This window comes from Pedobacter polysacchareus (assembly GCF_019802255.1).
In the GTDB taxonomy this organism is placed as follows: Bacteria; Bacteroidota; Bacteroidia; order Sphingobacteriales; family Sphingobacteriaceae; genus Pedobacter; species Pedobacter polysacchareus.
Window position 1 is genome coordinate 274198 of sequence record NZ_JAHYSS010000002.1, and the last position, 13040, is coordinate 287237.

The following is a 13040-nucleotide window of genomic DNA, read 5'->3' on the forward strand; positions in this document are numbered from 1 at the left end:
CAATTCAGAAGCTTAAAATAATCCTTTGGTTTACTGTAAATTTTAACAATCTTAGTTGTATAAAATACACGATCTACCAATCTACTACTTATAAAAAACGATTTTAATGGAAGAACAACACGAACAAGGAAGAGAAATAAAAGAGGAGGAGAAAATTCCCGAAATTGTTGAGGATATAATTCAACATTTAAATAATCCTGTTACCGACTTAAAACCTATTGTAAAAAAATATTTGTCTGCTGTTCAGAAGGTAAGTAAGGAAGGAAATAAGTTTTTCTTCTCTGATGGAGATGCTTGTGTAGAAGTCAGGGTAGTGAGCGATGAAATCATCAGGGTAAGATTGGCACCTCACGGTGTTTTTCTGGATGATTTCTCCTATGCCGTACCCGTGGTGGATCAAAAAGTGACTACTTTCAATATGAATGAGCTGGAGGATCACTATGCAATTTCTACAAATACCATCACTTGTAAGGTTGCAAAGGCAGATTTCAACATCTCCTTTGTGGAGAACCTGAATCAGATGGTGATGAGCGAGGATGACGCGCCGATGCACTGGGAGGAAAATGTGGAATTTGGTGGTTACTATGTTTATGCGACTAAGAAATGCCGTGCGGAAGAAAATTTCTTTGGCTTAGGTGATAAATCGGGGAATATGAACCTGAGAGGTCGCCATTTCCAAAACTGGAATACTGATGCTTATTCCTTTGGATGGGATCAGGATCCTTTGTATCGCACCATTCCTTTCTATGTTGGCGTACATCAGCAGGCGGCTTATGGTATTTTCTTCGACAATACCTTCCGCTCTTATTTTGACTTTGGAAAAGAAGATAACCAGAAGACCAGTTTTTGGGCTGATGGTGGTGAATTGCAATATTATTATATCCATGGGCCACACATGATGGACGTGGTTAAAAGATACCAGACCTTAACAGGGACGCATCCAATGCCGCCTAAATGGGCGCTGGGCTACCATCAATGCAGGTGGAGTTACTACCCGGAAAAGAAGGTGAAAGAAATCGCCGATGGCTTCCGTTCCAGGAATATCCCTTGTGATGCAATCTATCTTGATATTGATTATATGGACGGTTACCGCTGCTTTACCTGGAATAAAAACTATTTCCCAGATCCTAAAAGGATGATCAAAGAATTAGCTAATGATGGCTTTAAAACGGTGGTGATGATTGATCCGGGGATTAAAGTAGATGATAATTACTGGGTTTTTAAAGAAGGTAAAGCGAACAATTATTTCTGTAGAAGGAGTGATGATTATTTTATGGAAGGTCATGTTTGGCCAGGTAGGTGCCAGTTCCCCGACTTTACCAACCCTGCAGTCAGGGAATGGTGGGGTAACTTATACAAGGAACTGGTAGATATTGGCGTGGCTGGAGTTTGGAACGACATGAATGAGCCTGCAGTTTTTGGCGCAGGAACTTTTCCGAATGATGTAAGGCATAATTATGATGGGTATAGAGGCTCACATCGCAAGGCACATAATGTGTACGGGATGCAGATGGTCCGCTCTACTTATGATGGATTAAAGAAGTTGATGCGCAATAAACGTCCTTTTACCATTACCAGAGCAGGTTATTCTGGAATGCAAAGGTATGGTTGTGTGTGGACAGGTGATAACGTAGCAACCTGGGAGCATTTAAAAATGGGCAATATCCAGTGTCAGCGGATGTCGGTTTCCGGCGTTCCATTCTGCGGAACAGATATTGGTGGATTTAGCGGCGAACCAGATGCAGAATTGTTTACGCGCTGGATTCAACTCGGTACTTTTTCTCCTTTTATGCGTGCACACTCCGCAGGAGATACCGCGGAAAGAGAGCCCTGGAGCTTTGGAGAGCCTTATACGAGCATCAACCGGACTTTTATTGAATTGAGGTATCGATTGATGCCTTACTTATATTCTGTGTTCTGGGAGCATCACCGTTATGGTTTCCCTATCCTCAGACCTTTAGTTATGCTGGAGCAGGAAAATGTTGGCAATCATTACCGTCAGGATGAGTTTACTTTTGGGGATAAAATCCTGGTTTGTCCGGTTTTGGAGCAAGGTGCAACCTCTAGAATGGTGTACTTACCTAAAGGTAAATGGTATAATTTCTGGACGCATGAAATCCTAAGCGGAGAAAGTGAACACCTGATCCAGGCTGCTTTAGACCATATGCCGCTATTTGTGCGCGCAGGCTCTGTCATTCCTGAATATCCAGTGATGCAATATGTAGGCGAGAAAAATATCGATGAGGTATTGCTCAATATCTATTATTCAGATTATGAGGTCAATTCCTTTTTCTATGAAGATCATGGAGATACATTTGCCTACGAACAAGATATATATTCAGAGAAAAAGTTTAGTGTAAAAGGTGACGCTCAGAAACTGAGTATCGAGCAAAGTGTAGCCGGTCTTTATACTCCAAATTATGAGTTGTACGACTATACAGTGATCGGAATTCCATTTAAAGTGAACAAAATCACAGTAGATGAAAAGGATGTAAAAGATTATTATGTGGATGAACGTAATTGCTTGCGTTTCAAATCCAACAAGAATTTCATGACAGTAAAGATATATGGTGAGTAGGATAACAAATTAAAATCAATTTCATGAGCATACCAGTTAAGCGCAATTCCGATAAAATAGTAGATGATAAAGCAGTGCCAGCAGTTGGGCAACAGCATAAAAGTGTTTGGGTGTATAGCTTATTTACTGATTTTGATGTGTCCTTGTTTGTCAGCGGAAAGCATTTCCGACTGTATGAAAAAATGGGGGGCCACCTGCAGCAGGTTGCTGGCAGAGAGGGCGCCTATTTCGCTGTTTGGGCACCAAATGCACAAAATGTAAGTGTGATTGGTAATTTTAACCAATGGGATGCCAGTGCTCATCCATTGAACAAGCGATGGGATGCCTCCGGAATCTGGGAAGGCTTTATCCCTGACCTTAAAAATGGAGAGGTTTACAAGTATGGAATTAAAGGTTTCGATGGCGTAGACATCCAGAAAGGTGATCCATTTGCCAGGCATTGGGAACACCCTCCAAGAACAGCTTCGGTGATTTGGGAAGCCGATTACCGATGGAAGGATAAAAACTGGCTGAAAAAACGGCCAAAGATAAATGCACTAAATCAGCCATTATCGGTATATGAACTGCATTTAGGCTCCTGGCAAAGGGATCCTGCAGAACCGCAGCGCGTGCTCACTTATCAGGAAATTGCCACTAGCCTGGTGCCTTATATCCTGGATATGGGCTTTACCCATGTAGAGTTGATGCCCATCATGGAATACCCTTATTTTCCCTCCTGGGGCTACCAGATTACCGGATATTTTGCAGCGAGTTCCAGGCATGGGACTCCAGAAGAATTGATGTACCTGATTGATGAACTTCATAAACATGATATCGGAGTGATCCTGGATTGGGTGCCTTCCCATTTTCCTGGGGATGCGCATGGGCTTTTTCATTTTGATGGTACTCATTTGTATGAGCACGCAGATATGAGGAAAGGTTTTCACCCAGATTGGAAGTCGTACATTTTTAATTATGATAGAAACGAGGTTCGGTCTTTCTTAATCAGTAATGCGATGTTTTGGATGGATAAATTTCATGCAGATGGACTTCGCGTAGATGCGGTAGCTTCAATGCTGTATTTTAATTTTTCAAGAAAAGCCGAAGAAGCTGCAACGAATGAGTTCGGCGGATCGGAAAATCTGGGGGCGATACAGTTTCTTAAGGACTTGAATGAGGCCGTTTACGGTAGCTTTGAGGGCATACATATGATCGCAGAAGAAAGTAGTACTTATCCCGGAGTGACACATCCGGTAAAGGATGGTGGACTGGGTTTTGGTATGAAATGGATGATGGGATGGATGAATGATACCTTGAAGTATTTCAAGAATGATCCGCTGAACCGCAGTTTTCATCATCACCAGCTTACTTTTAGTGCTACTTATGCCTTTACTGAGAAGTTTATGCTTCCTTTTTCTCATGATGAGGTCGTGCATGGGAAATCTTCTATGATCTATAAGATGCCCGGTGATGAATGGCAGAAGTTTGCCAACCTCCGCCTTTTATATGCTTATATGTTTACGCAGCCAGGAACCAAACTGCTATTCATGGGAAATGAGTTCGCGCAAACACATGAATGGGATTTTAAAAGCTCCCTGGATTGGCATTTGCTCCAGCATGCACCTCATCTGGGCATGCAGAAAACCGTGAGGGCGCTAAATAATTTTTATCGCAGCGAACCTGCACTCTATGAACATAGTTTTTCTTATGAGGGCTTTGAATGGATTAACGCGGATGATACCGATAATTCTGTTTATGTATACCTGAGAAAAGGGCTTAAAGCGAAAGATACATTAATCGTCATTTTGAATATGACACCTGTTTTACGGGAAAATTACCGCATCGGACTCCCTTTCAAAGCAAAATGGAAAGAGATATTTAATACAGATGCAGAGGAATTTTTTGGCAGTGGAAAAGGAAATCAAGGCATTCTGCTGGCACCTGAACCGTTAACTTGTCATGGCCGCGAATATTCTATTCAATTGCAACTTCCCCCTTTGGGAGCGATCGTATTGAAACAAGGGAAATAGGTATTTATAGCGCTATTTAAACGACAATAGCCTCCATTTATGGAGGCTATTGTCGTTTAAAACTAAAGAATTTATGTTTTAATCTGGTGATTGAAAGTTGTAAATCACCTGAGAAGTTAATCTCTTTTTGTCTTTTAGTCGTTCCAGATTATCATGGAGTGCACTTTTATCTTCTATGCCAGTGCTGTTTAACAGCGCTTTCTTATAGAATTCATTCGCTGCTTCCCATCTTTTATCCTGCTCTGCGTAAATTCCCATTTGTTCATAAATGCAGCATTTGCAAACGCCTTTCGTAGCCAGTGCTTGTTTAAAGACCTGCTCTACTAATCTTGACATTTCTAAAGTGCAAAGCAGACGCAAATAAGGCAGGTAAACATCCGGAAATTCCGGATCTAAGTCTATACATTTTTTGTAATAATAGCCTGCAGTTTGGTAATTTTTAAGTTTATCCTGATAGATATTTGCCAGGCTGCAGTAAGCTCTTGCATATTCAGGATCTTCCTGGATAATTGCATTTAGTAAGTGAAGTGCTTTTGGCGGCTCTCCGAAATTTAATTCTTCAAGAGCTTCCAAATACTTTTCTTCGGTGGTATATAAAATGTCCATAAGGAATCGTGTCGTTTTTAATCCGATAAGAAAAATTCGGGGTGTTATGAAATCGTTATTGTTGTTAATGGCTGAATATCAGCAGGGATAAAAAGGATATTCCATGCCTATCCGATGCAGGCAAGCCATTGGACTGCTGCTGATAAACGGAAGAGGAGGGTACTTTAACATGGCCTTTTTTTCTACAAAGATAAGGATATGTGGCTTAATATCAAAACGTTTGGTTTGCTGGCATCTGGACATCGTTAATCAGTGATAAATATAATTTGCTGTTTCTGGATTCGAAAGAAAGCAGGAGCTTTTGCATTAAAAACAAGGACCTTTAGAAGGGATATGGGCAAAGGCAACCTGGTTAAAATAACAGGCTGCTTTGGTTTTTTATAAAAATGAAATTATTAATCATGGAATTGTTACATTAGAAATAGATTTCAACCAACCAACAAACCAACCATTACCTACATGACCACCACCATTAAAGAAAAGAGTGCCTGGGCTTATTTGCTGAGTGCACCTGTAATTGTAGCCTCTCTTGGCTATTTTGTAGACATCTATGATTTACTTTTATTTGGTATTGTCAGGATTCCCAGCTTAACAGAATTGGGCCTCGATGAGGCTGCACGGTCTGTTGAAGGAGCCAGTATCATCAATTGGCAGATGACCGGTTTACTGCTGGGGGGAATTCTATGGGGGGTATTGGGCGATAAAAAAGGTCGGTTATCTGTACTTTTTGGTTCCATTATCACTTATTCTATTGCCAATTTTGCCTGTGGATTTGTACAGGATGTTTTTGTGTACAAGATTTTGCGTTTTATAGCAGGAATAGGTTTGGCTGGGGAGCTTGGCGCTGGGATCACACTGGTTTCTGAAAGTTTACCGAAAAAACTGAGAGCATTAGGGACTTCCCTGGTAGCAGGAGTAGGATTGCTCGGTGCGGTAGTCGGTTATTTCACTGTAGAACTTTTTAGCTGGCGAAATGCTTATTTCATTGGCGGTGGAATGGGAATTCTGTTGTTATTCCTTCGAATCGGTGTTTTTGAATCGGGAATGTTTCATGCCATGAAAGCCAAACAGCAATTGAGCAAGGGCGATTTTCTTTCTTTTTTTACTAAGAAAAGCAGGTTGATTTTATATTTAAAATGTATTGGTGTAGGCTTACCTACCTGGTTCGTGATTGGTATTCTGGCTACATTTAGTAATGAGATCGGTAAAGCTTTACATATTTCTGAAGCAATAAAACCAGGATTAGCAGTGATGTGGTGTTATGTCGGTCTTGCTGCGGGAGATTTGGTGAGTGGGATCATCAGCTATTGGCTGGAATCACGTCGCAAGGCTGTGGCTTACCTGATGATGTTTGCGGCCATAGGAAGTCTGATTTTTCTGTATGGAGGCATTTCCACTACAAAAGGACTGTACGCCATGTGTTTATGGGTAGGATTTGGCATTGGCTACTGGGCGATGTTTGTAACGATTGGTGCGGAGCAATTTGGTACAAACGTAAGGGCAACAGCAGCCACTACTATCCCAAATATGGTACGGGGAACGGTAGTCCTGATGACTACCGGTTATACTTTTTTAAAACCCCATGTGATGGAATTGAATGCCGCTGCAATTATTGGCCTGCTTTGTTTCGGAATAGGATTTTATTGCATCAAAACCATTCCTGAAACCCATCATAAGGACCTGGACTTCGTAGAAGACTAAATCCTTAGGATGGACAACAGCTCTATTTGATGGGTTGAAGAATCACGGATTTCAATTTAAATAGTTCTTTGGTATTATTCGCTTCAGGCCTTAAGTTCAAGGTATATATTCCTGGTTTTAGAACGGTGACTGTTGCTACAGGATGCTTAATAAATAGCAAAGGTTTGCTGGAATTGAATTCAGAAGTCCTTAAAGTTTGAAATTTATAGGTTTTATGGTCAAATTCCATGATCCCTTCTTGTTTTGCACTGGCCTCTGGACAAGCATATTCCAACAGCACTTTATAGTCGCCTGGAGAGGTGATGTTAAATTGGAAAGTGGTTTGATCTTCTGGTTTTACCATATTTGTGATGCAGGTGGTATGCTTCCAATCGCCAAAATAATGACTGTAGGTTAAGGTCTGCATTTTTGCGGCCCCGATGGTTTTTGAATGAACTACCTCCAGCATATTGTTCGGGTAGGAAGCGGAAACCGTAGGTATATTGTTTAGGTAACCATCATTGAGCTGCCCATTAAAGGCAACTTCAATGACCGCATGATAAGGATCAGTTTTTAAAGGTAGGTCTACATAAAGTATCTGGTCTTTAATTTCATATTTTAATGTCGCTTTGCTGCCAAGCTGGATAACATTTGTCAACTTTACATTGATCCCAGGAACCCTTATTTTTCCATTTTCCGGAGGATTAAGAATATGCAGGAATAACTTTCCTGGTTTGGAAGTCGTAACGCCCCATGGCTGGGCCGGGACAAGGCCATAGGTACTTCCATAAATGCTCTCCCCATTTTTCTTTAACCATTTGCCAGTCTCCCTAAGGTATTTTTCTGAGTAATAAGGGATGTTTCCTTCTCCATCCGGACCGATATTGAGCATCAGATTTCCTCCTTTAGAAGTTACATTGGCTAGTAGCTGCGTGATTTCTTCTGGTGTTTTGAAATTCATATCATGACTGATGTAACCCCAGGAATCGTTATGGGTGTAAATAGATTCCCAGGCACCTTTTATCGGCGTTGCCGGAACCTCAGAATCGCCGAAAGTACGGTAATCTCCTAATCCCTGTCCCACACGACTGCTAAAAAGGCTTTTCGGCTGTAAGGCATGCATTTCATCAACTAAGGCCTGTGTTTGCTGTTTATTTAGTCCTCCTGGCATGTCAAACCAGACAATACCCAGGTCGCCATAATTAGTCAGCAGTTCTTTTAGCTGCGGGATGGACTTGTCCTTATAATATTTTAAATAATCTTTGTCAGCCTCTTTAAAGTCCCATTTATTGCCGCCGCCATTCGGCTCATGCCAATCCAGAAATTGAGAATAATAAAAGCCAAATTGAATTCCTCTTTTTCTCGTCGCATTGGCCAATGCTTTCATTGGATCCTTGCCATAAGGAGATGCTTTTACGATGTTGAAATCGCTTACTTTAGAATCGTACATCGCGAAGCCTTCATGGTGTTTTGCTGTAATGACCATATATTTGATCCCTGCATCTTTCGCCAGGTCTGCCCATTCATCAGCATTAAATTTTTGCGGGTTAAAACTCTTGGCAACCTGCTCATAAGCCTTCGCAGGAATCTTGGCCTGGTTCATCAGCCACTCACCGCTGCCATAATAATCTTTACCCTCCCATACGCCTGCCAATTTAGAATATAATCCCCAATGGATAAACATGCCGAACTTGGCATTTTGAAACCAGGAAGCATTCGGATTTTCTTTTTCAGCACTGCTTTTATCCCATCTTTCGATGTCCTGGGCATAAGAGGTACAGATTGTGGAGAAAAATAAAAATAAGTAAATGGAGGATTTTTTTAGTTCGTTCATATTTGGATATCAATTGATGGTTAGTCGATTACTAAGATAAGTTCCCTGTTTTTTTATAGTTATTCATTTATAGCCAATGATTAAACGCTTTTGGCAAGATCTACCTGTTTAAAGGCAAAGCTTGATAGTTTGGGTTAAAAGATTTAGGTTTATCCTCCCAAAGTAGAAGAGGATATGGAAGACCGATTAAGGACAGAGCAGGCGATATTGAAGTATAAAGAGAAGATTAGCTGGTTGGATTTACTAAAAGTCATTGCCGTTTTTATGGTCATCGTGGCGCATGCTAATGATAGTATCATCTTAAATCAGGACGGTAATTTTAATTTTGAATGGGGAACTTATATCGGTTCTCTATACCGTTTTTCGGTGCCTTTATTTGTACTCATTTCTGGAGTTTTACTGTTGCCAACCAAACTTAATACCATAGATTTTTATAAAAAAAGACTCTGGAGAATCCTTCCGGCATTGCTATTCTGGGGTGTCGCTTATGTGTGGTTTGATGGATGGGTTCTCCAGCACAAATCTTGGGATAAAATTTGGATGGACATCATTCGCTTGCCCCTTAGTTTTGGTGATGCCTCCCCGCATTTATGGTATCTGTATATGTTGGCGGGCCTTTATTTAATGATTCCCATCATCTCTCCATGGGTTGCTAAGGCCACAAAAAGAGAGCTGGAATTGGTATTGTCCATCTTTATTTTCTCTACTTTTATTCCCTATCTGAAATTTTTAACCGGCTTGGCTTTTGGCGTGTCTGACTGGAATGAATTCCATTCTTTTTACTATTTATCGGGCTTCATCGGTTATTTATTGATGGGATACTATCTCTATACTTACCTGCCAGGATGGAGTATACTTACTAAAAGAACTACTGGTGCAGTCTTATTTCTAACCGGTTATGGCATTACTTATTACCTCAGTATCAGTGTCCCTTTTTCTATTCCAAATATTGAAATGGTATGGTATTACTGTTCTCCAAACGTGCTTTTGGAAGCAGTAGGGGTGTTTTTAATGGTGGAGGGCATGACCTTTAAAAAGGGTGTTTTCATCAGGATTATTCAAACTATTGCCAAGTATTCATTTGGTGTTTTTTTAATACACTACTTTTTTATAGGCATTATTTTCAGATACCTTGCTGCTCAGTTTGACCTTCATGAGGGATTAAATGTGTTAATATCCAGTTTAATGACTTTATTGCTCTCTTTTGTAGCAGTTTGGCTGCTGACCAGACTGAACTGGATGAAAAAGTTGCTCATGTAACCTTCAATGTTTTTTCCTTAGGCATCTCCGATAGTGTTTTTAATCTTTTTGTCCTCTATCGAAGAGGCACTATAGGCTTTTAGACTAGAGGTTTACTGATTCTTTTTACCGTTTTCCACTAGTCTTTTCATCAGTTGGATGATGAGTCCCATATCACTGTTATTTTCTATATCATGGCTGCTATTGATGTTTTGTACATCCAGTTCAGGATTAAGTTTTTTGAGTAAACTGAGCTTTACATTTAGAATTTTAGCAATTTTTTGGAGCAAATCATCCCCAATGTTATTCTTCTGTTCCATTTTTGATACAGCTTGCTGACTAATGCCCAATGCTTTAGCTAATGTGGTTTGTTTCATTCCGTAGTAGCCGCGAATTCGGCTTAAGTTTCTTCCTAAATGGGGTTTCTTGATCATCTTGTTAATGGTAAAGTTATGGTGGTTTCCTGAATATCTAATGGATTAATCAATTGTAAAAAACAACCTGTTTTATGTTAATTACAACCTTATTTTATTCCTTAATCCATATACTGTTTATACTTTTGATTAATTAAAACGTAAAATATGACAATTATTACCAAAAGGAGAGAAAAGGGACTAAAAACTACCTATTTAAATTTTGATCTAATTTATTTCATACAATTGAAGAGGATCGCTTCCCAATTTTCGCAGGAAGAGCTTTCCTTTTTAATGGGTAGGAAAAAGGGATTTATTGCAGATCGGGAGGCATTTAAACAGAATAAGGAATTGTGGCTGGGAGATGTGTCGGCCATGGCAAAGATATTTAACTGTCACACTGTTGACTTTTTCAGAAGCATGGACGGTATTCCCAAAGAAATCAAATTATGGGCAGTACAATCAAAACAAGGAGATTTTATTCAATATAAGGTTTTCCAAGTCCATGAAGAACTTCCGAGGGAACTATTGTACATGATGAATGAAACAGACCCTACGAGACGTTACCATGAAAATGAACAGGTTACTTTTCGTCACCATGCTAGAATTGAACTTAGCCATTTAATGATGGAAGGTTTTTTTGACAATCAGCCAAAAACACCGTTGGAAATTTTTACTGTGTGTAGAAATCGGGCTGGACATTTGATTAGAGCAGGATTTTTGGAAGAAGCACTGGAGGAATGTTTAGGGGAGGCTAAAGGACAAGCTTTGAAGAGGTACAAGCATAAGGATATGGGATTTGTTTATGAGGCAGTATAGTTTCCATCAAATGGTTTTTGACTTCCATCGCTCCCTGATTAACTTTCAGGAAGCGACCTGGTCACCAACCTCGTTTTAGGTGGAGGGAAAATAATGAGTTAATTGAATAATATTTTGATATTTTAGTAAGACCTTATCCTTTAATGGTAGGCGAAGGATGTATTTAAATTATAACCTAACCAAAAAACGCTAAAATTCTTAAACTCAAATAATGATATGAACCTAAAAGTTGGCTTAATTATCCTCACCTCCGCACTGATTCCGGTATTAAATTTCATGAATGCTGAAGATCAGATCCCAAAAAATTTACCTATCCAAGGCACCTGGCAACTCGTATCTGGGGTGACGATTGAAAAGGGAAAATCTACATTTACCGATTATAAAAAAGACATGAAACAGATCAAGATCATCAATGATACGCATTTTGCCTTTTTTAACCATGACTTGAAACAGGGAAAAGATCCTAAGCCTGTTTTTGTGGCAGGAGGAGGTAAATATACTTTAAAGGGAAATGAGTATACAGAACACCTGGAATATTGTAATTACAGAGAATGGGAGCATAAGACATTTAATTTTAAATTGACTATGAAAGGGGATACTTTGATTCAACAGGGAATGGAAAAGGATGAGAAAATCGGTGTCGACCATGAGATTATTGAAAAATATGTAAGGTTAAAAGATTAACAGCATTTATCGTTTCAATCCATGCCAGGCTGAGCTTTATTGTGTTCATCCTGGCATGAAATGGAAAAGACGACTATCATTTTTTATATCCAAGCATTTGGGCTACCTTTGTGCTAATGGATCCCATTAGGCATATCAATCACTTCCGTTTTAACCAGCTCGCTACACAATTGCGAAGGGTATCGGCCGTGTCTTGCCATTTTTTATCTCTGCAATATCGTTTAGGAGATTCTTTTCTTAAAAGCAGTAAGGACTTTATTAAGTAAGCCCCAGCCTTTATAAAGGTTTGGGGATTTGACCTTAATTCTTTTTTCCTTCTATCTTTTTTCTTTCTTATCATGAAAAAATCAGGCATCATACCCTTGTTAAGGGGTATTCTTGTATGGCTTTCTGTATTAAATCTAGGTGTTTTGCTGATGTCCATTTTGACGGTTAAACCGTTGTGGATAGGCTTGTCTATCAGTTTTTTTGCGTTAATGATCGCTTTTCAAAATCATAATCGATCTGAGAAATCTGAGGAACTTCCAGTTTTTGGAAAAGAAAAAACTAATGCTGATTAAGATGGGAATATTAGTTAGGAGGAATCGGGATTTTGATGGTTTAGCCCCAGTTGAGTATTAGACTGGGGCTAAGGTATCACACATTATTTTATTATTTAATTCAACAAAAAAAATATCATGACTACAAGTTCATTAAAAATAGACGAAACCCCTATCATTTTATCCACTGGAATCTTTGATTTATTGAAAGACCACCTGAGAAGAAGAAAGCTAAGTAAGTTTAATGAAGATAAATTGAAACTGGAGCTGCGTTTTGCCAAGCAGGTATTGAATAAAGAATTGCCAGAAGATGTCGTAACCGTAGATAGAGCTGTGCGGGTAAGAGAAATGGAATCTGGTAATGAATTTACTTACAAACTGGTTGCACCTGCAAAGGCAAGAGATAAACATAAAACACTTTCTATTTTATCACCAATTGGGGTAGCAATGGTAGGTTATGTAAAAGGCGCCCAATTACAGTGGGAAATGCCTGATGGCATAAAGGTTTATCGCATTGAAGAGGTGAGTAAAATTGCTTAAGATTCAATGACTAAATGCGCAGCTTAGTTCCAAAGCTGAGCTGCTGATTTGTCATTCTTATTGTTTACAAAAAAGCTGTTCAAGGACTCCCTGAACAGC

At 39.6% G+C, this 13040-nt stretch carries 11 protein-coding genes; 8 read left to right on the plus strand and 3 right to left on the minus strand.

Annotated features, from left to right (window positions below; genetic code table 11):
* The first annotated feature begins 106 nt into the window (after positions 1–106).
* Positions 107–2578, plus strand: a complete 2472-nt coding sequence (locus tag K7X70_RS05025; RefSeq protein ID WP_222536029.1) for a glycoside hydrolase family 31 protein — start codon at positions 107–109, stop codon at positions 2576–2578.
* A 23-nt stretch (positions 2579–2601) separates the two neighbouring features.
* Complete coding sequence (gene glgB, locus K7X70_RS05030) at positions 2602–4587, plus strand: 1,4-alpha-glucan branching protein GlgB (protein WP_222536030.1); 1986 nt, start codon at positions 2602–2604, stop codon at positions 4585–4587.
* A gap of 78 nt (positions 4588–4665) precedes the next feature.
* Here the strand turns inward: glgB and K7X70_RS05035 are convergent, their stop codons facing one another.
* Complete coding sequence (locus K7X70_RS05035) at positions 4666–5193, minus strand: hypothetical protein (RefSeq protein ID WP_222536031.1); 528 nt, start codon at positions 5191–5193, stop codon at positions 4666–4668.
* A 459-nt stretch (positions 5194–5652) separates the two neighbouring features.
* On the opposite strand from K7X70_RS05035, the gene K7X70_RS05040 reads away from it, so the two are divergent.
* Positions 5653–6894 carry an MFS transporter gene (locus tag K7X70_RS05040; protein WP_222536032.1) on the plus strand — a complete coding sequence of 414 codons (1242 nt, stop codon included), beginning with the start codon at positions 5653–5655 and terminating at the stop codon, positions 6892–6894.
* Positions 6895–6916: 22 nt separating this feature from the next.
* Here the strand turns inward: K7X70_RS05040 and K7X70_RS05045 are convergent, their stop codons facing one another.
* Positions 6917–8707, minus strand: a complete 1791-nt coding sequence (locus K7X70_RS05045; protein ID WP_222536033.1) for an alpha-L-fucosidase — start codon at positions 8705–8707, stop codon at positions 6917–6919.
* 174 nt (positions 8708–8881) lie between these two features.
* Between K7X70_RS05045 and K7X70_RS05050 the strand changes: the two genes are divergently transcribed.
* A complete protein-coding gene (locus tag K7X70_RS05050) occupies positions 8882–9967 on the plus strand; it encodes an acyltransferase (RefSeq protein WP_222536034.1) in 1086 nt (361 codons plus the stop codon).
* Between the two features lie 92 nt (positions 9968–10059).
* On the opposite strand, the gene K7X70_RS05055 is transcribed toward K7X70_RS05050, so the two are convergent.
* Positions 10060–10380 carry a helix-turn-helix domain-containing protein gene (locus K7X70_RS05055; RefSeq protein ID WP_222536035.1) on the minus strand — a complete coding sequence of 107 codons (321 nt, stop codon included), beginning with the start codon at positions 10378–10380 and terminating at the stop codon, positions 10060–10062.
* Positions 10381–10527: 147 nt separating this feature from the next.
* On the opposite strand from K7X70_RS05055, the gene K7X70_RS05060 reads away from it, so the two are divergent.
* The 4 genes from K7X70_RS05060 (at position 10528) to K7X70_RS05075 (ending at position 12941) form a co-directional block, all read left to right on the plus strand.
* On the plus strand, positions 10528–11178 hold the full coding sequence (locus K7X70_RS05060) for a hypothetical protein (RefSeq protein WP_222536036.1): 651 nt from the start codon (positions 10528–10530) through the stop codon (positions 11176–11178).
* A 216-nt stretch (positions 11179–11394) separates the two neighbouring features.
* Positions 11395–11862, plus strand: coding sequence for a hypothetical protein (locus tag K7X70_RS05065; RefSeq protein ID WP_222536037.1), 468 nt, complete (start codon positions 11395–11397; stop codon positions 11860–11862).
* Between the two features lie 338 nt (positions 11863–12200).
* A complete protein-coding gene (locus K7X70_RS05070) occupies positions 12201–12422 on the plus strand; it encodes a hypothetical protein (RefSeq protein WP_222536038.1) in 222 nt (73 codons plus the stop codon).
* A gap of 117 nt (positions 12423–12539) precedes the next feature.
* Positions 12540–12941: a GreA/GreB family elongation factor gene (locus K7X70_RS05075; RefSeq protein WP_222536039.1), complete on the plus strand. Its 402-nt coding sequence runs from the start codon at positions 12540–12542 to the stop codon at positions 12939–12941.
* The last annotated feature ends 99 nt before the right edge of the window (positions 12942–13040 follow it).